The sequence below is a fragment of the Clostridiales bacterium genome (assembly GCA_017569285.1).
Classification (GTDB): Bacteria; Bacillota; Clostridia; order Christensenellales; family Aristaeellaceae; genus Aristaeella.
Genome location: CP069419.1, coordinates 221,355 through 240,023 on the forward strand (window position 1 = coordinate 221,355; position 18,669 = coordinate 240,023).

Annotated in this window: 20 protein-coding genes; 10 read left to right on the forward strand and 10 right to left on the reverse strand. The window is 53.8% G+C overall.

Annotated elements, in window-relative coordinates:
• The first annotated feature begins 68 nt into the window (after positions 1-68).
• Positions 69-359, forward strand: coding sequence for a zinc-ribbon domain containing protein (locus JNO48_01055; protein QTE68533.1), 291 nt, complete (start codon positions 69-71; stop codon positions 357-359).
• 57 nt (positions 360-416) lie between these two features.
• On the opposite strand, the gene JNO48_01060 is transcribed toward JNO48_01055, so the two are convergent.
• The 6 genes from JNO48_01060 to JNO48_01085 all read right to left on the reverse strand — a co-directional run bounded on the left by JNO48_01060 (position 417) and on the right by JNO48_01085 (position 6,776).
• Complete coding sequence (locus tag JNO48_01060) at positions 417-2,075, reverse strand: phospho-sugar mutase (GenBank protein QTE68534.1); 1,659 nt, start codon at positions 2,073-2,075, stop codon at positions 417-419.
• A gap of 60 nt (positions 2,076-2,135) precedes the next feature.
• A complete protein-coding gene (locus JNO48_01065) occupies positions 2,136-2,663 on the reverse strand; it encodes a hypothetical protein (protein ID QTE68535.1) in 528 nt (175 codons plus the stop codon).
• A 97-nt stretch (positions 2,664-2,760) separates the two neighbouring features.
• Positions 2,761-3,900 carry a phosphonopyruvate decarboxylase gene (gene aepY, locus JNO48_01070; protein ID QTE68536.1) on the reverse strand — a complete coding sequence of 380 codons (1,140 nt, stop codon included), beginning with the start codon at positions 3,898-3,900 and terminating at the stop codon, positions 2,761-2,763.
• Positions 3,901-3,931: 31 nt separating this feature from the next.
• Positions 3,932-5,086 carry a CapA family protein gene (locus JNO48_01075; protein QTE68537.1) on the reverse strand — a complete coding sequence of 385 codons (1,155 nt, stop codon included), beginning with the start codon at positions 5,084-5,086 and terminating at the stop codon, positions 3,932-3,934.
• A gap of 23 nt (positions 5,087-5,109) precedes the next feature.
• A complete protein-coding gene (locus JNO48_01080; GenBank protein QTE69646.1) occupies positions 5,110-6,204 on the reverse strand; it encodes an aminotransferase class I/II-fold pyridoxal phosphate-dependent enzyme in 1,095 nt (364 codons plus the stop codon).
• 80 nt (positions 6,205-6,284) lie between these two features.
• On the reverse strand, positions 6,285-6,776 hold the full coding sequence (locus tag JNO48_01085) for an Lrp/AsnC family transcriptional regulator (protein QTE68538.1): 492 nt from the start codon (positions 6,774-6,776) through the stop codon (positions 6,285-6,287).
• Between the two features lie 199 nt (positions 6,777-6,975).
• Between JNO48_01085 and JNO48_01090 the strand changes: the two genes are divergently transcribed.
• The 9 genes from JNO48_01090 (at position 6,976) to dnaX (ending at position 15,011) form a co-directional block, all read left to right on the forward strand.
• The gene (locus JNO48_01090; GenBank protein ID QTE68539.1) at positions 6,976-7,518 is read left to right on the forward strand and encodes a rubrerythrin family protein; all 543 of its coding nucleotides are present in this window, start codon (positions 6,976-6,978) and stop codon (positions 7,516-7,518) included.
• An 82-nt stretch (positions 7,519-7,600) separates the two neighbouring features.
• Positions 7,601-8,413 carry a transketolase gene (locus JNO48_01095; protein QTE68540.1) on the forward strand — a complete coding sequence of 271 codons (813 nt, stop codon included), beginning with the start codon at positions 7,601-7,603 and terminating at the stop codon, positions 8,411-8,413.
• Positions 8,414-8,417: 4 nt separating this feature from the next.
• Complete coding sequence (locus tag JNO48_01100; GenBank protein ID QTE68541.1) at positions 8,418-9,335, forward strand: transketolase family protein; 918 nt, start codon at positions 8,418-8,420, stop codon at positions 9,333-9,335.
• 24 nt (positions 9,336-9,359) lie between these two features.
• The gene (locus JNO48_01105) at positions 9,360-10,229 is read left to right on the forward strand and encodes a diacylglycerol kinase family lipid kinase (protein ID QTE68542.1); all 870 of its coding nucleotides are present in this window, start codon (positions 9,360-9,362) and stop codon (positions 10,227-10,229) included.
• A gap of 23 nt (positions 10,230-10,252) precedes the next feature.
• The gene (locus JNO48_01110; GenBank protein QTE68543.1) at positions 10,253-10,882 is read left to right on the forward strand and encodes a hypothetical protein; all 630 of its coding nucleotides are present in this window, start codon (positions 10,253-10,255) and stop codon (positions 10,880-10,882) included.
• Positions 10,883-11,021: 139 nt separating this feature from the next.
• Positions 11,022-11,615, forward strand: coding sequence for a hypothetical protein (locus tag JNO48_01115; protein QTE68544.1), 594 nt, complete (start codon positions 11,022-11,024; stop codon positions 11,613-11,615).
• Complete coding sequence (gene cysS / locus JNO48_01120) at positions 11,612-13,018, forward strand: cysteine--tRNA ligase (protein ID QTE68545.1); 1,407 nt, start codon at positions 11,612-11,614, stop codon at positions 13,016-13,018. The genes JNO48_01115 and cysS overlap by 4 nt, the downstream gene beginning before the upstream one ends.
• Positions 13,019-13,181: 163 nt before the next feature.
• Positions 13,182-13,376: a helix-hairpin-helix domain-containing protein gene (locus tag JNO48_01125; protein QTE68546.1), complete on the forward strand. Its 195-nt coding sequence runs from the start codon at positions 13,182-13,184 to the stop codon at positions 13,374-13,376.
• A gap of 3 nt (positions 13,377-13,379) precedes the next feature.
• On the forward strand, positions 13,380-15,011 hold the full coding sequence (gene dnaX, locus JNO48_01130; protein QTE68547.1) for a DNA polymerase III subunit gamma/tau: 1,632 nt from the start codon (positions 13,380-13,382) through the stop codon (positions 15,009-15,011).
• A gap of 55 nt (positions 15,012-15,066) precedes the next feature.
• On the opposite strand, the gene yajC is transcribed toward dnaX, so the two are convergent.
• The 4 genes from yajC to JNO48_01150 all read right to left on the reverse strand — a co-directional run bounded on the left by yajC (position 15,067) and on the right by JNO48_01150 (position 18,664).
• Positions 15,067-15,465, reverse strand: a complete 399-nt coding sequence (gene yajC / locus JNO48_01135; GenBank protein QTE68548.1) for a preprotein translocase subunit YajC — start codon at positions 15,463-15,465, stop codon at positions 15,067-15,069.
• A gap of 116 nt (positions 15,466-15,581) precedes the next feature.
• Complete coding sequence (locus tag JNO48_01140; GenBank protein ID QTE68549.1) at positions 15,582-15,938, reverse strand: DUF1667 domain-containing protein; 357 nt, start codon at positions 15,936-15,938, stop codon at positions 15,582-15,584.
• 4 nt (positions 15,939-15,942) lie between these two features.
• On the reverse strand, positions 15,943-17,202 hold the full coding sequence (locus tag JNO48_01145) for an FAD-dependent oxidoreductase (GenBank protein QTE68550.1): 1,260 nt from the start codon (positions 17,200-17,202) through the stop codon (positions 15,943-15,945).
• Entirely contained in the window at positions 17,195-18,664 is a 1,470-nt protein-coding gene (locus JNO48_01150) for an NAD(P)/FAD-dependent oxidoreductase (protein QTE68551.1), read from the reverse strand. Before JNO48_01150 ends, JNO48_01145 begins: the two co-directional genes overlap by 8 nt.
• Positions 18,665-18,669 lie beyond the last annotated feature (5 nt).

Here is an 18,669-nt window from a genome sequence, read left to right on the forward strand (position 1 = left end):
ATTGTCTGGAACGGGGCACGATTCTTCACCAATGGAGCGGGTAAACAACATTTTTAGGAGGTATTCCCATGTACGAGGACAAGACCCTGACCTGCCGTGACTGCGGCAACGAATTCGTTTTCTCTGCCAGCGAACAGGAATTTTTCGCGCAGAAGGGTTTCCAGAATGAGCCCAGCCGCTGCCCGGCCTGCCGTGCCGCCCGCCGCGCTCAGAACGGAAACGGTGGTGCTCCCCGCCAGATGTTCACAGTGATCTGTGACGGCTGCGGCTGCGAGACGCAGGTTCCTTTCCAGCCCCGTGGAGATCGTCCCGTCTACTGCCGTGAGTGCTATGCCGCTCAGCAGCAGTCCCGTTTCTGATTCAGACAGTCAGAAAAAGACCGCCATATTCCATGGCGGTCTTTTTTTCTTTCAGTTTTATTTTCCGCAAAGCTGGCTGACAACGGCTTCCAGGTGGTCCAGTTCTTTTTCCGCAGCAGCCGGCTGATCTCCACAGGCAAAAAGATACGCTTTCAGCTTTGGCTCTGTCCCTGAAGGCCTGACAACAATTTTACGTCCCCCTGATAGGCGGAACTCCACCACATCGCTGGAGGGGAGGCCATTCACACCCTGCAGATAATCCGTACGTTCTGACTGCTCCAGTTCCGCCTGGCCGATCCGGTTCAAAGGCTGGCGCAGATTCTCCATAATCCGGTTCATCCGGTTCAGTCCGTCTTCTCCTTCATACTGGAAAGTCAGCAGCCGCTGTGCATAACAGCCGAAATCCCTCTGCAGCTCTTCCAGCCTGTCTGCAAGGGATTTCCCTTCAGCCTTCAGCTGAGAAGCCATCTCACAAAGAAGCAGGGCTGCATTGACCGCATCCTTATCCCGGACATCTGTCCCGGAAAGATATCCATAGCTTTCCTCGAAGCCAAACAGGAAACGGTCTGCCTGTCCTTCTTTTTCCAGGAGCCCGATCTGCTCACCGATAAATTTGAATCCGGTCAGCACATTGCGCAGCTCCACGCCGTAACGGCGGCAGACCGGTTCCGCCATTTCCGTGGATACAATGGTCTTGACCACTACTCTGGGCAAAGTACCGGCCGATGTGTTCCGGCACAGATAGTCCAGCATCAGAATCCCCATTTCATTCCCGGTAATAAGGCGTGCGTCGTCTCCGTTCCGCACTGCTGCACCCATCCGGTCACAGTCCGGATCCGTTGCAAAGCAAAGATCTGCACCGGTTTCCAGCATCTTTCGGATTGCAAGCTGCATCGCTTCCCGGATTTCCGGATTCGGATACGGACATGTCGGGAAATTCCCGTCCGGCAATTCCTGCTCACTCACAATATCCACTGTGATATTTCCAAGCCGTTTCATGATTTCCCGAACCGGAATATTGCCGGTACCGTTCAGCGGGGAATAAACCAGATGCAGCGGTTCTGAAACCGGATGAATCTGGAGCCTGAGCACAGCCTGATAATAGGCTTCCACAGTTTCCGCAGAGATATACCGGATCATCCCGGAGCGAAGGCCCTCCTCAAAATCCGGTACCGAATCCGCCAGTGCAGGCTGCAGGTTAATCTGTTCCTGAATTGCCCGGGCGGCGTCCAGTGTAATCTGGCAGCCATCCGGCCCATATACCTTATATCCGTTAAAGGCGGCTGGATTATGGGAAGCAGTGATCATGACACCCGCTGAAGCCTTCAGATGCCGGACCGCAAAAGAGAGCATCGGTGTCGGCTCCAGTACCGGGTAAATATATGCTTTGATTCCCATGGCTGCCAGCGATGCCGCAGTGATCTCCGCGAAATCCCGGCTGTGAATCCGGCTGTCAAAGCTGACCGCACAGGACGGCTGCACGAACTGTTCCTTCAGATAAGCTCCAAGTCCTCTTGTTGCCCGGATTACCGTGAAAATATTCATTCGGTTCGTTCCGGCTCCCAGAACACCGCGAAGTCCGCCTGTTCCGAACGCAAGATCCCGATAAAAGCTGTCATTCATTTCCGCATCATTCATCGAATGCAGTTCCTGCATCAGCTCATCGGTCATGATCGGGCATTCTTTCCATGCCCGGGCTTTTTCCTGAATTGTCATTCTTTTTCCTCCCTGATGAAAAAAACGCCTGAACGGCGTTTATGTTTTATCAACTGCAAATCAGACAACTCCAAGCCGGCCGGAGTAATTCATCTGGTTCTTCCTGAATGGACGAACCATCTGCGTATCCCATGTAAAACCGTCCAGCATCAGGCGAATTCCGTTCTCAGCAAAAAGATTGGCAATATCCTCGAACAGAACATAAATGTGCCGTGTAAAGAATCCGGCTTCAGATCCTGCCGGCTGTGCCAGCAGGTCATTGATCCCCCAGACACGGACAGGATCATAACCATCAAACGCAAATGAGGAAGCATACGGTGTCAGATTTGCCGCACGCAGGTCACAGGGGCAGGCCCCCAGCCAGCTCCCGGCATTCCGGAGCAGGCTGTAGAAGCAGGGCATAATCCGCAGCGGAAGAGAAAAGCACAACTCATCCAGGAAAGCACCATTTACATCATAGGTGCTGAATGACAGGATGCTGTTCTCGTACAGGATAATGCAAAAGCCGCCGTCGGCTGCTCTGTGATCCTTCATCAGGGGACGGAACTGATACTGAAAGACCGGTCTGCACTGATAACCGGCAATCATATATTTTCACCTCCGTCAACTGTCATCACTTATCATATATTATCTAAATATGCGAATTCAGTCAACGGATTCATACTACATCTTGTGGTCAAAAATGTTAACTTTTTGTAATAAATTCCATCAGCGCGTCACGATTCTCCCTTGGGGTCGTTGTGGGACGTCCCAGATCGTTCCGGGCTCCGCATGCGCATCGCACTTCCAGCAGCACCGGCCCGCCTGTTTCTATATTGTAAATGCTTTTCAGTGCTTCCACCAGCGTATCCTCCGAGTCGGCCGAGAGGACCTTTGCATAACCGGCTGCCTCCGCTTCCTTTTCCAGATTCAGGCAGCCGGAACAGACCGGCATACCGCCCACCGTTTCATGCGCCCCGTTATTGATCACCACATGAATCAGACGGGCAGGGGAGCGCTTTCCGATCACCGGCATGGCTCCCATATGCATCAGTGCCGCACCGTCGCCATCCAGGCACCAGATTCTTCTGTCCGGCAGAGCCTCCGCCATCCCGAGCGCGATCATGGAAGCATGGCCCATTGATCCGACCGTCAGGAAATCGTGATCATGTGAACGGCCGCTTCTTTCCCGTATTTCAAATATCTCCCGGGACAGCTTCCCGGTTGTGGATACCACCACATCCCGGTCATCCATCGAGGAAAGCAGGATTTCCGCTGCCCGTTCGCGCTTCATCGTAAATCCGTTGCTGTAATCCGGTCTGTATGCGGAAACGAGCGCTCCTTTCTTCACTACAAGCGCCGCAGATTTTCCATCACAAAGGAATTTATTCAGTTCTGTAAAAATAACGCGGAATTGCTCTTCACTTGTATCGGCCGTCAGGATTCTCCACGGTATTCCGAGAAGGTCCAGCTGTCCCAGTGTAATTTCGCCCTGTTTCACATGCTGCGGTTCATCCTTTAGCCCCGGCTCACCCCGCCAGCCGACCACCAGCAGACAGGGAAGCCCATATACGCGGGGATCCATCAGAGAAGCCAGCGGGTTCACGGCATTTCCCAGGCCGCTGTTCTGCATATAGCATAGAGCCGGACGGCCTGTTGCAAGATAATGGCCTGCACAAAGGCCGATTGCTCCGCCCTCATTATGCGCCACAATATGATGAACGCTTTCGGTTCCGAAGCGGCCGTAAAGCTCATCACACAGCCCTTTCAGGAATGAATCCGGCACACCGGTAAAAAAGTCAATGCCGGCTTCCTGCAGCACATCCAGCAAAAAGGAAGCATTCATGTTTTATCCTCCGCACAAACAGAGACTGCGGTCATTCAAATTCCATCGGAAACTCCATAACCGCGTAATCCAGGCCTTTCGTATTGTAATTGCTTCGCATCGTACTGAAAATGGAATCCGATTCCGCACCGGGTTTGAAGGGAGTCGGAATAAAATCGTTAATTTTCTGTTTGGATGAGATACGGATCGGAATTACACGGAAATCCTTGTATGAAACCGTCCCGTTTTTAATCTTGTACCGGATCTGGAACATGATGGAAGTCATGTCTCTCGGGCTTTTATGGCCGGCAAAGCAGAAATTGCCGAGTGAATAGCAGATATATACCCCGTTATAGCATTCAATCGGCTGAACCCTGTGGGAATGATGCCCGACAACCAGGTCCGCGCCGCTGTCCACTGCCAGACGGCCAAGCCTTATCTGGTTATCTGTCGGTTTATATCCGCGGTTGGGCTGGGATGAAGTGGGTTCCAGCCCCCAGTGGAATGATACAATGACGAGCGGATAATACTGCTTGGCACTGGCAATATCCGCCGCAACTTTTTCCTCAAAGGTCGGATATCCGCCAAATGGTTTTCCGTACCGGTCAATGCAGAGGTAGGACAGCATGGCCACCTGGATTCCTTCGAATTCAAAGATGCCCATTTCTTCCGAATTGGAGTAGATGACCCCCGCATCCCGCAGGGTGTTTTTCGTATCCTCATACCCCTCATCGCCATGGTCCATCACATGGTTGTTCTCCAGGGACACCGCTTCAATCCCGTTATCTGTCAGAACGGAAACATAGGACGGGGAGATGTTGAAAAGGAATTCATTTTCCTTTTTGTTGGAAGGCACATAGGTTGTATCCGTAAATGTCCCTTCGAAATTGACAATGGTCAGTTCATCGTTCACCAGAATATCGCGGACGTTGGACATGGTGAAATTGATATCCCCGTCATGGGCATTCAGTTCAGGGGTGAAAATATCCTTTTTGTGGTAATTGTCGCCGCCGATTGTGAAATCACCCGTGCATGTAATCGTCATGATGACGGCATCGTCACTGTCCCGCGTCAGTTTCTTTCCCGGTTCTTCCGGAAGAAACTCCAGAATTTCCGTTATTTCCAGTTCATCGTCAAACCCTTCCGCCAGTCCCGCCGGAATCAGCATAATCAGGCAGAGCAGCAGCGAAATCATTCTCCGGTTCATTGTTCCCGTTCCTCCATATCCTGTCAGCACGAATGAATAAACTCCGAAATGCGTTCCATTGCCACCGTAATCTTTTCGATGGATGTGGCATAGCAGCACCGGATATTTCCTTCACCGGAAGGCCCGAAAGCCGTTCCCGGAACAGCCGCCACATTCTTTTCCCGCAGAAGTCTTGCACAGAATTCCTCGCTGGTCATACCGGTCGTACGGATCGACGGAAACGCATAGAACGCGCCATAGGGCTCAAAGCATGCCAGGCCCATTTCCCGGAACGCATTTACCATATAACGACGCCGGCGGTCATAACTGTCCCGCATTCTGCTGATTTCCTCGTACCCGTTCTCCCGGCCGTTCCGCAGGGCAGCCGCAGCAGCAATCTGTCCCTGGCGCGGAGCGCACATAATGCTGTACTGATGGATTTTGTTCATTACACCGATAATTTCCGCCGGTCCGCAGGCATAGCCCACCCTCCAGCCAGTCATGGCAAAGGATTTACTGAATCCGTTGATGGTCAGCGTACGGTCCGCCATTCCTTCCAATGCTGCAAAGGAGAAATGCTTTTTCCCGTCATATACCAGTTCTGAATAGATTTCATCTGAAATGACCATCAGGTCATGCTTCCGGACAAATTCTGCAACTTCCCCCAGATCCTGCTGTTCCATGATTCCGCCTGTCGGATTGTTGGGGTAGGGCAGAATCAGAACCTTTGTGCGGGGCGTAACTGCTTCCTCCAGGCATTTGGCTTTCAGGCGGAAATCGTCTTCTTCCTTTGTGATCACACCAACGGGATTCCCTCCAGCGAAGATCACCCCCGGGGAATAAGAAACATAGCTCGGTTCCGGAACCAGGACCTCATCCCCCGGCTCGATCAGGGCACGAAGCGCAACGTCGATCGCCTCAGAGGCGCCGATGGTCACGAGAATATCCGTTTCCGGATCATAGCTGAGTCCATAGCGTCCCTGCAGGTACAGTGAAATCTCATTCCGGAGCACAGGCAGGCCCCGGTTCGCCGTATACTGGGTTTCCCCGTCCACCAGGGAATCAATCGCCGCATTGCGGATGCTGTACGGCGTTTTGAAATCCGGTTCACCTACGCCCAGGGATATTGTATCCTTCATACCGGCGGCAATATCGAAAAACCGGCGGATCCCGCTTGGCGGAACCGCTGCAATCCGGGCATTCAGAAATCTTTCATAATTCACGGGCTGATCACCAGCCTGCGATCAGTTTCCCCGTTATCGAAGATAACGCCTTCTTCCTTGTAACGCTTCAGAACAAAGCTGGTGGCTGTTCCGGTTACAGTTTCCAGCGGGGACAGCTTTCCCGAAACGAAGGCCGCCAGTTCCTTCAGGGTGCGCGCTTCCACCAGCACCAGCAGATCATAGGATCCGGACATCAGGAAAACACTTTTTACCTCGTCAAAGCAGTAGATCCTCCGTGCAATCGCGTCAAAACCCATATCCCGCTGAGGCGTAACACGGACTTCGATCATCGCCTCCACGCGTTCGCGGTCAGTCAGATCCCAATTGATCATCGGCGCATAACGCAGGATAATTCTCCTCTTCTCGAGGTCCTCAATGGTTGAAGCAACTTCCTCAAGCGGTGCGCCTGTCATAATGGCAATCTTTTCCAGCGGCAGGCGGCAGTCTTCCTTCAGAAGGTCCAGAACAGCTGTTTCCAATTTCGTCATGGTCCGCACATCCTTCCAAAACATTCAAATTATTTTACATCAACCAGGCATGAAAGGCAAGATTGGTCATCCGGTATCCCCCCTGTCTTCCGCCCTGCCGCAAGATGCACAGAACAAACAGGAATTCTTATTGATTTCAGCCGCTTCCGTCTGTTATAATTTTTATTAGTCACAAATCAAAAAACAGGAGGGTTTCATCATGAGCCAGAACAAATATGCCGGTACGCAGACTGAAAAAAACCTTCTTTCCGCCTTTGCGGGAGAATCACAGGCCAGAAACAAATACACCTATTTCGCTTCCCGGGCCAAAAAAGACGGCTTCGAGCAGATTGCCGCGCTGTTTCTCAAAACAGCTGACAATGAGAAGGAGCATGCCAAGCTGTGGCTGAAGGAACTCAACGGAATCGGCAGCACTTCCGAGAATCTCAGAGAAGCCGCTGACGGCGAAAACTATGAATGGACGGATATGTACGAGGGCTTTGCGCGGACCGCAGAGGCTGAAGGATTTCCTGAACTCGCTGCCAAATTCCGCGGGGTCGCTGCAATTGAAAAGCACCATGAGGAACGCTACCGGGCTCTTCTCCGGAATGTGGAAACAGCCGAAGTATTCAAAAAAAGCAGTGTCAAAATCTGGGAATGCCGTAACTGCGGACACATTGTTGTCGGCACGGAAGCGCCGGAAATCTGCCCCGTCTGCGCCCATCCGCAGAGTTACTTCGAAGTCAATGCTGAAAATTACTGATCTGCCGGGCATCCGATTGACTTTTGTATACCAAAATCCTATAATTCCTGATTGGAAAATGTGAATCCGGGGAGGTAAAAGAATGGATATTCAGGCATTGGAAAAACAGGCACGCCAGGTACGGCGGGATATTATTACCATGATTTCAAAAGCAGGAGCCGGTCATCCGGGCGGGTCTCTTTCCTGCACCGATGCCCTGGTTGCCCTCTATTTCGAAATCATGAATGTGGATCCCGCAAATGACAAGGATCCCAACCGTGACCGGTTTGTCCTTTCCAAGGGACATGCCGCACCTGCCCTTTACGGTACCCTGTGCGAACGCGGTTATTTCGGTCGTGAGGAATTTGACCGGTTCCGCCAGCTTCACGGTATTCTGCAGGGGCATCCGGATACAAAGAAGTGCCCCGGCGTGGATGCCTCCACCGGATCGCTCGGCCAGGGCATATCGATCGCAGTCGGTATGGCGCTGGGCGCCAAGCACACCGGCAACCCCTGCCATGTGTACACGGTCGTCGGCGACGGGGAAAGCCAGGAGGGCATTGTATGGGAAGCCAGCATGGCTGCCGCCCATTATCACCTGGATAACCTGACCGTCATCCTGGATCATAACGGAATGCAGATTGACGGAACCAATGACGAAGTCATGAGCCTTGGCGATATCAAGGCGAAGGCGCTTTCCTTCGGCTACGACGTCATCGAGGTGGCTGACGGAAATGATATGCAGCAGGTTGTGGATGCGCTTCGTGTTCCTGCCTGTCCCGGCAAGCCGCGCTATATTATCCTGAACACCGTAAAGGGGAAGGGCGTCAGCTTCATGGAAGGCCAGGTCGGCTGGCACGGAAAGGCGCCGAATGCTGAACAGGCCGCTCAGGCTTTGAAAGATTTGGAGGACTGAAACAATGGAAAAGAAAGCAGTTCGTGCCGCATATGGTGAAGCCCTGGTCAAGCTGGGCGAAAAAAACGACCGCGTCGTGGTACTGGATGCCGACCTGGCTTCCGCAACGATGACCGGCACCTTCAAAAAAGCATTCCCGGAACGTTTCTACGACTGCGGCATTGCCGAAGCCAACATGGTGGATATGGCAGCCGGTATCAGCACGATGGGCCTGATTCCGTTCTGCTCCACGTTTGCCGTGTTTGCCGGGCGGAACTATGACCAGATCCGGAACGGTGTATGCTATCCCAAATTCAATGTCAAATTCGGTTTCAGCCATGCCGGTATTACCCTCGGCGAAGACGGCGGCAGCCACCAGGCGATTGAAGATATCGCCCTGATGCGCGTTCTTCCGAACATGACGGTCCTTGTTCCTTCCGACGCAAATGAATGCTATCAGTGCGTGGAAGCAGCCGCACAGATTGAAGGCCCGGTTTATATCCGTACCTCCCGTCTGGCCACTCCGGTTTATGATCCCCGTCCTTTTACAGTCGGAAAGGGAACCGTAATCCGGGATGGTAAGGACTGTGCCATTTTTACCTGCGGCATCATGCTTGAGCATGTCCTGGAAGCCGCCGAGCTGCTGGCAGCCCGCGGAATTGACGCCGCCATCGTCTCATTCCATACGCTGAAGCCGTTTGATGAGGAACTGGCGCGTGCCTACACTGCCCGCTGCGGAAAAGTATTCACCGTTGAAGAACATTCCGTCATCGGCGGCCTGGGCGACACAGTCGCCTCTGCCATTATCGGAAACGGCGTAAAGCATTTTGAAAAGATCGGCATCAATGATATCTTCGGCCAGAGCGGAAAGCCGGCCGATCTTCTGGCAGAATACGGCCTGACCGGTCAGCAGATTGCGGACAGAATCGCCGGTGCTTTCTGAGCCCCGGCCCGGAGATAAAAGTCCATGCGGTATGAATTCATTCTCAATCCGGTTGCCGGAAACGGCTATTCCCTGCAGGCTATGAAGAAGGTGGAGGGTATTCTGAATACCCTGGGAGCTGAGTATCAGATCCATGAAACTTCTTTCCCGGGGCAGGCAACGGATATTGCCCATTCGCTGAGCGGTAATCCCGATATTTCCGCTGTCATTGCTGTCGGAGGAGACGGCACAGTGACGGAAGTGGCCGCCGGCCTTTCCGGCGGTTCCACTCCGATGGGAATTATCCCGGCCGGAACCGGGAATGATTTCATCAAGTCTGTCCGTATTCCGAAAGATCCTGAGACCGCAATGCGTTTTATGCTGGACCGTCCTGCCAGGCCGGTGGATACCGGTACCCTGAATGACGAATTCTTTCTGAATGTCTGCGGTACCGGGTTTGACGTAACCGTTCTGGAGTGCGCGGATGACAAAAAGAAAAAGTACCGGGGTCTGACACCGTATTTTCTCGGGCTTCTGCAGGCAATCCGGATTTTTGACCCGGTCAACCTGCAGATTTCCTACGACGGCATCCGTGCAGACGGTGAATACCTGATCTGTTCTGTTGCCAATGGCCGCTACATCGGCGGCGGGATCCCCATCTGTCCGGATGCGGATCCCGCGGACGGGAAGCTGAATCTGGTTATGATCCGAAAGCTTCCCCGATGGAAGATTCCGTTTTACCTTCCCGGACTGATGCTGTCCCGCGCATTGAAATTCAGGATTACCAATCATCAGCTCGCGGAATCGGTAACCATTCGCGGAAAAGGCCTCCGGTTCAATATCGACGGTGAAATCCGCCGCATGGATGAAGCGTGTTTTATGATCCATCCCAGATCACTGCTGCTGATCTGCTGATGAATCCCGGAAAGGAGAAACCCATGAGTGATTTCGGACTGAACCTCAGAGAACTGGTTTCAAAAGGAATGGAAGCCATCGGCAATACCGCGAGCAATATCGCGACATCAACCCGCCAGAAGGTGAATGAACTGAATACCGGTGCCCGGAAAAAAGAGCTCTATGAAGCGCTGGGGGAGCAGGTATATATCGCCTGGCTGAACGGCGAAGAATTCCCGGACACCATGACCGAAGCGCTGCGTGAACTGCTTCAGCTTGATCAGCATGACAGCAACGGCAGCCCGGCCGCGGAGAAAGAGCCGCAGGAGCCGGAAGTGCCCGAAGAAGAAGCAGAGCCGGCAGAACCCGTGGAATCGGTTGACTCTCCCGAACCGGAAGAGCCTGTTTCCATCCCTGCTGAAGAAAATCATTCCAATATTCCCGTGATCGAAATTCCGGAAACAGAGAAACCTGAAAAGGTGAATGAACCGCTGAGTTCTGCGATCAATTCACTGTTTGAACAGATACCGCCGGTCGACCAGCTCGCTGATAAGGTCAATGCGTCGCTGGATGAGATGGGGGAACAGCTGAAAAAGTTTTCTGATACTTTCGGAAAGCAGCTGAATGATATGACGGATGAACTGCTTGGAAAAAACGATCACCGGGATGAATAAGCCATCTGCTGCACACCGGCATCAGCATGCCGGCTGAGTTCCACGTAAAAACGCCTCTTCTTCGGAAGAGGCTTTTCCATTGAAATCCAGCCCTTATTTTGATATAATCCAGTAAGATTTTGAACGGAGGTGAACCCGTATGAAAGAGCGATGTTGCGCGCGATGTTTCATATTGCTGCTCCCTCTGCTGCTTTTCCTGATTTCATGTGCCTGCGCAGCCGGTATTACTTGTGAAATAAACCCGGCAGGCAGCTCCTGGATTCCCGGGGAATCCGCATTGTTTGAAGGCTGTATTTCCGCGGATGGAACCGTTTCGTCGGACAGCGCCACGATGAAGCTTTCCATCCGGACGGATCCTGTTCTTTCCGATCCCGGCACCATCGTTTTCTCGGAAGTGAACGGAAAGAAGCTCTCCATCCGAAACCAGAAGGATGAATACACGGTTTCCCTGCAGGCCGGCAGCGAGATCCGTTTTTCCGGAAGCTGGCTTATCCCGGAAAACATTCATGTTTCAGATATTGCGCTCGTCCTGACCGTTCTGGGCCCGGACGGCAGCATCCTGGATGAAGTGTCCGCACCCGTTTCCGGAAACGTGTCCGGTTCCGGCCCCTCCGGTACGATGTTTCCCGACTTGGCAGCCCCGATCCGATATGTATTGCTTGCCGCAGCAGCGGTCTGGATCCTGGCTGCCGTCCGAATTCTCATTCATCAAAAAAGGAGTAAACAAAAATGAATATATTCAACAGCATGTCCCGAAAGAAAGAAGAATTTATCCCGGTCCATGAAGGAAAAGTCGGTATCTACGCATGCGGTCCGACCGTTTATGACTATTTCCATATCGGAAACGCCCGTCCTTTCATCACTTTTGATGTGCTCCGCCGCCAGTTGGAGCGGGAAGGATATGATGTTACTTTCGTTCAGAATTTTACCGATATCGATGACAAGATGATCCGCCGCGCCAATGAGGAGGGCATCACCGTCAAAGAACTGGCTGACCGGTTTATCGGTGAATATTACACAGATGCCAGGGCGCTCGGCATCCATCCGGCTACCGTCCATCCCCGTGCCACGGAGCATATTTCCGAAATTATCACCCTGATCAGCCGGCTGATCGAGAACGGGCATGCTTACGCTGTTCCGTCCGGCGACGTCTATTACCGTGTTTCCGCTTTTCCCGGATATGGAAAACTTTCCGGACAAAACATCGAGGATCGTGAGATGGGCGCCAGCGAGCGCCTGAACGTGGAAACAGACAAGGAAAACCCGGCCGACTTTGCCCTCTGGAAGGCGCAGAAGCCGGGCGAGCCCGCCTGGGACAGTCCCTGGGGAAAAGGCCGTCCGGGATGGCATATTGAATGCTCTGCCATGAGCATGAAATACCTGGGAGAAACTTTTGATATCCATTGCGGCGGAAAGGATCTGCTTTTCCCGCATCATGAAAACGAAATCGCCCAGAGCGAAGGTGCTACCGGAAAGCCTTATGTCAAATACTGGATGCACAACGGATTCATCAACATCGATAATCAGAAGATGAGCAAGAGCCTGGGGAATTTCTTTACGATCCGCGATATTGCGAAGGAATACGATCTGGAAGCGGTACGCCTTTTCATGCTGAGCGCGCATTACCGCAGCCCGATCAATTTCAGCCGCGACCAGATCGAAGCCGCCAATGCCAGCCTCAACCGGCTTTACACTGCCCGTGACCATCTGCTTTTCCAGAAGGAAAACGGGGAGGACCGCCCGCTGAACGATGCGGAAAATGATTTCCTGGTTCGCGTTAAATCCTATGAGGACCGTTTTGACGCTGCTATGGATGACGATCTGAACACAGCCGATGCACTGGGTGCAGTATTTGAACTCGTCAAGGATGCAAATGTTTCCATCGGGGAAGGATCCTCCCGTCATGCCGCGGAAGCCGCACTGAAGAGCCTGAATGCCCTGTGCGGTGTACTCGGTTTCCTGACAAAGGAAAACAACGCGCTGCCGGATGAAATTGTCCGGATGGTCAGCGAACGGGAAGAAGCCCGGAAAAACAGGGACTGGAAGCGCAGCGATGAACTGCGGGACGCAATCCGCGCAGCCGGGTACATCATTGAAGACACCAAACAGGGGCAGAAGGTCCGGAAAGATGTCTGACCGTTTTCAGAAAGCCGCGTGTATCCTGCTGCTTGTTTTTGCAGGCTGTTTATGTTTCATTCCCGGAATCATGCAGCCCGTTCCTGATTCCGGTTCTGTTTATGCTGCATCCGGCCGTGATCTGTGGCCGCCTGTCCTTTCGCTGCCTTCGGGGACTGTTTCCGTGAATTCCGGAAGTGCGGAAGAGCTGCAGGCACTTCCCGGAATCGGCGAAACACTGTCGCAGCTGATCATATCCGAACGGGAAAACAACGGGAATTTCTACTACCCGGAAGACCTGACTGCCGTAAAAGGAATCGGAATAAAAAAGCTGGAACAGTTCCGTGAACTGCTGGACCTCAGCCAGGGAGGAGACTGAATCATGCCGTACCGTGCTTTATACCGCCAGTGGAGGCCGAAGGACTTCTCGCATGTGGTCGGCCAGAAAGCGATTATTGAAACCCTGCGGAATCAGGTAATCCATGATCGCATTGCCCATGCATACCTGTTCTGCGGCTCCCGCGGAACAGGTAAAACATCCACTGCCAAAATTCTTGCGAAAGCGATCAACTGCGAGCACCCCGTCAACGGCGATCCGTGCGGTGAGTGCAGCAACTGCCAGCGGATGGATCACGAGGAAAGCCTTGATATCATTGAAATTGACGCCGCCAGCAACAACGGCGTGGACGAAATGCGCGACCTGCGCGATACCGTTAAATATCCTCCCCAGTTCGGCCGGTACAAAGTATATATCGTGGACGAAGTCCATATGCTGTCTTCCTCCGCATTCAATGCCCTTCTGAAAACACTTGAAGAGCCGCCGGCCCATGTGGTTTTTATCCTGGCAACCACCGAACCGCAGAAGTTACCGGAAACCATTCTGAGCCGCTGCCAGCGCTTTGACTTCGGCCGTCTTTCCACTGCTGAAATCACTGGCCGCCTGAAGGAAGCATCCGAGCAGAGCGGCGCGGTTGTTTCCGACGGGGCACTGATGATGATTGCCCGTGCTGCCGAAGGCGGGATGCGGGATGCCCTGAGCATTCTCGATATGTGTCTGGGATACGGTGACCATATCGATGAACCCATGGTCCGAAGCATACTGGGAACCAGCGATCAGTCTTTCCTTTTTGATTTCGGAAAAGCACTGATTGATGAGAATCCCCCGGATGCTTTCCGGATGATTGATGAAATGATCCGGGACGGACGGGATCCTTCTGTATTCGCCCGTGAAGTCAGCCGTCATTTCCGCTGCCTGCTCCTGGCAAAAAGCTGTCCGGGGGATATCACCTCCATGCTGGATATTACCGAGGATGATGCCCGGGAATACGCCGGACAGGCATCCGGCTGCACCATGACCCGGCTGATGAAAATCCTGGACCTGTTTATGTCCCTGGAAACAGAAATGCGTTTCTCCGCCTCACCGCGCCTTGCGCTGGAAAACGCTTCCCTCAAATGCTGCATCCGGACTACCGAAGCTGATATGCAGGCGCTGACGGACCGGATTGCAGAACTGGAACAGAAAATCGCACAGCTTTCTGAGCAGGTCCGTTCCGGTATTTCCATGCCTGCCTCCAGCCCGGCTGAGAAGCCCCGCTCAGCTGTCGCCGCCGTCAAGGCTCCCGTACCTGCGGCATCCGTTTCCGGTTCTGTTCCTGCTGCCCCTGTTCCGGATTCCGGGCTGGCCGCCGTATGGAACCAGCTGATGGAATCCTACAAGAAGAATGATCCGGGAATCTGGAGCATGCTGAATCACGGAAAAATCATGGATGTCAGGGACAATGTCTTCCGCTGGCAGCCGAATTCAGAAAAGGACAGTTTCTTCCGAACCGCGCTTTCGGGTGAAGAGAAAAAGGCGCGGATCAGCAATGCCCTGACTGAGCTGGCCGGCAGGCCGTGTGTTTTTGAAACTGCCGAGCTGAACAACACTCCTTCTTCCACCGGTGACCCGGACCAGTCCTACATCGATTCTCTTTACCAGACATTCGGCAGGGAACCGGTAGACATTGTAGACTGAAAACAGCACAAAAAAAGCAGCCGAACGGCTGCTTTTTCAATTCCGTGGAACGCAATCAGTTCAGTTCCTGCGCGTCGTTTTCCACCATGACTTCTTCCACACCGCGGATTGCCCAGCGTGCAACCACCATGGACATATTGTCACGGCCGACTGACAGGGTCACATGATCATCCTTCAGTCCGGTAATCGTTCCGTAAATACCTCCGATTGTACAGATCCGGTCTCCGGCTTTGAGGTTGTTCAGCATTTCCTTGACCTGTTTGTCTTTCTTCCGCTGCGGGCGGATCATCATAAACCAGAAGATCACGAAGATCAGGATAATCGGTGCAAAGGTGAAAAGGTACTGCAGAGCGATCTGGCCGGGTTCCAGCTCAGCAGCAGCTTCCCCGGCGGCTGCGGCTTCCGTCGTTCCTTCCGCAATCGCAGCGCAGATTCCAAAGAGTTTGTCCAGCATGTCTTGAATTCTCCTTTCAAATCAGTAAATCGAGTATAACAAAAAAAACAGGCCTTATCAAGAACAAATCAGCAGCGGAAAGTGAATTTCAGGTGAATCTTCCATGAAAACACCCTTTACGGCAGATCCCGCGTCGCAATGATATCCGATCCGGTCTGAAGAATGTCCGGAACGATCACCTGTCCGGCACTCACCGGAAGCGTTATCTGAACATTGCCGAGGATATCCATCACCTGACGGATCATCGCCTTCGGAACCGGACGGGATGTCTTGACCGACAGCGGAACCGGCGAGCCTACTGCCGGGATCACCGCAGTGATCATACGGACCGGCAGTGTGCATTCCTGAACTGCATATTTTTCCCCGCGGGGACACGTATTTCCGCTTACGGAAAGCACATTCCCGTCCGGGGATAATTTTACTGTCATCCGGCATCCCATCGGGCAGTTGATACAGGTAATGTTCTGTTCCATTTTATCAGTTCCTTTCAATCCGGACCGTAATCCGGTTCCCGGGCAGCGTCCGGATCAGGTCCTTCTTCAGTACAACCGTCGCCATTTCGCCGGGGGTGAATACCAGGGCTTTCCGGGAGCATACCGTCTGTCCGCCGCATTCCACAACCGCTGTACTGTTCCTGAATACTGCAGAGGGTCGGAACATCAGACTTACGTCTTCATCTGTATTCCTGCGGATCAGCTGGGGAACCGTGCCGCGCACGCCGTCACCGTCCGCCACTTCAATCCGGCCACCTTCCTGTTTTCCGGAACGTACAAAAGCGGCAGCTGCTTTTCCGGCGCGGAAACTCTCGGCGGAAACATGATCCACCAGGTCATGCACATGCAGAACATTTCCGCATGCGAAAATACCCGGAACCGAAGTTTCCAGCGAATCATCCACCACCGCGCCGGATGTGGCTCCGGAAAGACATACGCCGGCTCCGAGGCTCAGTTCATTTTCCGGAATCAGGCCGCACGAAAGGAGAAGCGTATCACATTCAAAATCGATCTCCGTTCCGGGAACCGGATTCCTTCGTTCATCCACCCGGGATACCGTGACCCCCTCAAGCCGTTCGCGGCCGCGAATATCCGTTACCGTATGGCTGAGATACAGGGGAATCCCATAATCTTCCAGGCACTGAACAATGTTCCGGTTCAGCCCGGAAGAGTAGGGCATGATTTCCACACATGCCAGGACCTTTGCGCCCTGCAGCGTCATCCTGCGCGCCATAATCAGCCCGATGTCCCCGGAACCGAGGATTACCACCCGCCGGCCCGGCATCCATCCTTCCAGGTTTACAAACCGCTGGGCAGTACCGGCCGAATAGATTCCCGCGCACCGCGTGCCGGGTGTGCAAAGTGCACCGCGCGGCCTTTCGCGGCATCCCATCGCCAGAATCACCGCTTTCGCGTGAATCGTCTGAAACCCGGTGGCAGGGGAGACACACGTCACAACGTGATCCGGGGATACGGACAGAACCGTGGTGCCGCATTCCACCGGAATTCCCAGTTCCCGGACCCTGGCGATATCCCTGGCCGCATACTCCGGTCCGGTCAGCTCTTCCTGAAACCGGTGAAGCCCGAATCCGTTGTGAATGCACTGACGCAGGATGCCGCCGGGCGCATTCTCCCGCTCCAGAACCAGAATGGAGCTGATCCCGCTTTCCCGGGCAGCAATTGCCGCGGCCAGGCCGGCAGGGCCGGCACCGATAATCAGAATATCCACCTGTCTGTTACTCACGGTCTCCGCCTCCCTTCAGAAAAGAATCCAGCGGATCCGCGAGAATCCGGCTGCAGCCACCGTCCTTCGTCACTTCCGCCAGAGAACAGCCTGTTTCCTCTGCAATGATCGCAGCAACCCGGGGCAGACAGAAACCACCCTGACAACGTCCCATGCCGGCCCGGGTCCGGCGTTTTACACCATCAATCGTCCGGGCGCCGACCGGTCTCCGGACTGCCTGCCGGATCTCCGCTTCCGTCACCGTTTCACACCTGCAGACAATATTTCCGTAGAGCGGGTCTTTCCGAACCATTTCCGCGCGTTCTTCCGCCGTCATCGACGCGAATGCCTTCTCCCTTTTCAAGGCCGGACGAATCCCAATATCCGCTTTCCTGTTCCATTTCAGGTCTTCCGCAATCATTCGGCACAGATCCGCCGCGATTGCAGGTGCCGAGGACAGCCCGGGACTTTCAATTCCGACAGCCTCATACGCGTTTTTACACCCGCTGACCGGACCGACCATAAAATCATCCGTCGTCAGATGGGCACGGATCCCGCTGAAGTTCGTAATATTCGTCCGTGTGGAGATTCCGGGCCATGTTTTCCCGGCTTTCTGCAGTATTTCCGCCAGCCCTCCGGCCGTGGTTGCCGTATCCAGCGGATCATCAATATCCTCCGCCGTCGGTCCGAGCAGCAGATTGCCATGTACCGTCGGGCTGACCAGTACGCCTTTACCCATCCGGGAAGGGCACTGGAACACCGTCATGGCAAACGGCTGCTGTTCCGCCCGGTCCAGCAGGTAGTACTGGCCCCGGCGATGAATCATTTTCAGTTGAATATCCGAAATCATATTGTGCAGTTCCGCACCGGAAGCACCGGCACAGTTGACCACTGCCATGCATTCGTAGGTGTCTGTATCTGTACGGACATGCCAGCGGCCGTCTTCCGTTCTCCCGATGGACCGTACCGGCTGGCTGAACCGGAAATCAACACCGTTCAGCGCCGCATCATCCGCCAGAGCAAACGCCATTTCATACGGACTGACAATTGCGCTTGTCGGCACATAGAGGGCCGAACGGATATCCGGATTCAGGTTCGGTTCCATCTCCAGCGCCGCATTCCTGTCCAGAATCCGGAGTCCTTCCACGCCGTTTTGTATACCGCGGTCCAGGAGGTTCCGGAGTGTTTTCTCATCCGCCTCGTCAAAGCCGATCACCAGCGCACCGCAGCGTTTGTACGGAACGCCCAGTTCCCGGCAGAGCCCGGGATACGCTGCTGCACCGGCCACATTGTATTTTGCCTTGAGCGTTCCCGGAACCGCATCATAGCCCGCGTGTACGATTCCGCTGTTCGCCTTTGTCGCGCCTTCCGCCACATCGCAGGCGCGGTCAATTACCACACATGAAACATCATACCGGCTGATTTCCCGCGCAAGAGCGGTCCCGGTAATTCCGGCACCGATAATCAGGATATCCGTTGTCATATAAC

Excerpts from the sequence above, each read along its gene's own strand:
- dnaX (QTE68547.1), top strand. The coding sequence starts at position 13,380 with ATGCCGTACCGTGCTTTATACCGCCAGTGGAGGCCGAAGGACTTCTCG.
- cysS (QTE68545.1), top strand. The coding sequence starts at position 11,612 with ATGAATATATTCAACAGCATGTCCCGAAAGAAAGAAGAATTTATCCCG.
- JNO48_01140 (QTE68549.1), bottom strand. The coding sequence starts at position 15,938 with ATGGAACAGAACATTACCTGTATCAACTGCCCGATGGGATGCCGGATG.
- aepY (QTE68536.1), bottom strand. The coding sequence starts at position 3,900 with ATGAATGCTTCCTTTTTGCTGGATGTGCTGCAGGAAGCCGGCATTGAC.
- JNO48_01085 (QTE68538.1), bottom strand. The coding sequence starts at position 6,776 with ATGACGAAATTGGAAACAGCTGTTCTGGACCTTCTGAAGGAAGACTGC.
- JNO48_01065 (QTE68535.1), bottom strand. The coding sequence starts at position 2,663 with ATGATTGCCGGTTATCAGTGCAGACCGGTCTTTCAGTATCAGTTCCGT.
- JNO48_01100 (QTE68541.1), top strand. The coding sequence starts at position 8,418 with ATGGAAAAGAAAGCAGTTCGTGCCGCATATGGTGAAGCCCTGGTCAAG.
- JNO48_01060 (QTE68534.1), bottom strand. The coding sequence starts at position 2,075 with ATGACAATTCAGGAAAAAGCCCGGGCATGGAAAGAATGCCCGATCATG.
- JNO48_01110 (QTE68543.1), top strand. The coding sequence starts at position 10,253 with ATGAGTGATTTCGGACTGAACCTCAGAGAACTGGTTTCAAAAGGAATG.
- JNO48_01095 (QTE68540.1), top strand. The coding sequence starts at position 7,601 with ATGGATATTCAGGCATTGGAAAAACAGGCACGCCAGGTACGGCGGGAT.
- yajC (QTE68548.1), bottom strand. The coding sequence starts at position 15,465 with ATGCTGGACAAACTCTTTGGAATCTGCGCTGCGATTGCGGAAGGAACG.
- JNO48_01080 (QTE69646.1), bottom strand. The coding sequence starts at position 6,204 with ATGAAGGATACAATATCCCTGGGCGTAGGTGAACCGGATTTCAAAACG.
- JNO48_01105 (QTE68542.1), top strand. The coding sequence starts at position 9,360 with ATGCGGTATGAATTCATTCTCAATCCGGTTGCCGGAAACGGCTATTCC.
- JNO48_01115 (QTE68544.1), top strand. The coding sequence starts at position 11,022 with ATGAAAGAGCGATGTTGCGCGCGATGTTTCATATTGCTGCTCCCTCTG.
- JNO48_01090 (QTE68539.1), top strand. The coding sequence starts at position 6,976 with ATGAGCCAGAACAAATATGCCGGTACGCAGACTGAAAAAAACCTTCTT.
- JNO48_01055 (QTE68533.1), top strand. The coding sequence starts at position 69 with ATGTACGAGGACAAGACCCTGACCTGCCGTGACTGCGGCAACGAATTC.
- JNO48_01150 (QTE68551.1), bottom strand. The coding sequence starts at position 18,664 with ATGACAACGGATATCCTGATTATCGGTGCCGGAATTACCGGGACCGCT.
- JNO48_01075 (QTE68537.1), bottom strand. The coding sequence starts at position 5,086 with ATGAACCGGAGAATGATTTCGCTGCTGCTCTGCCTGATTATGCTGATT.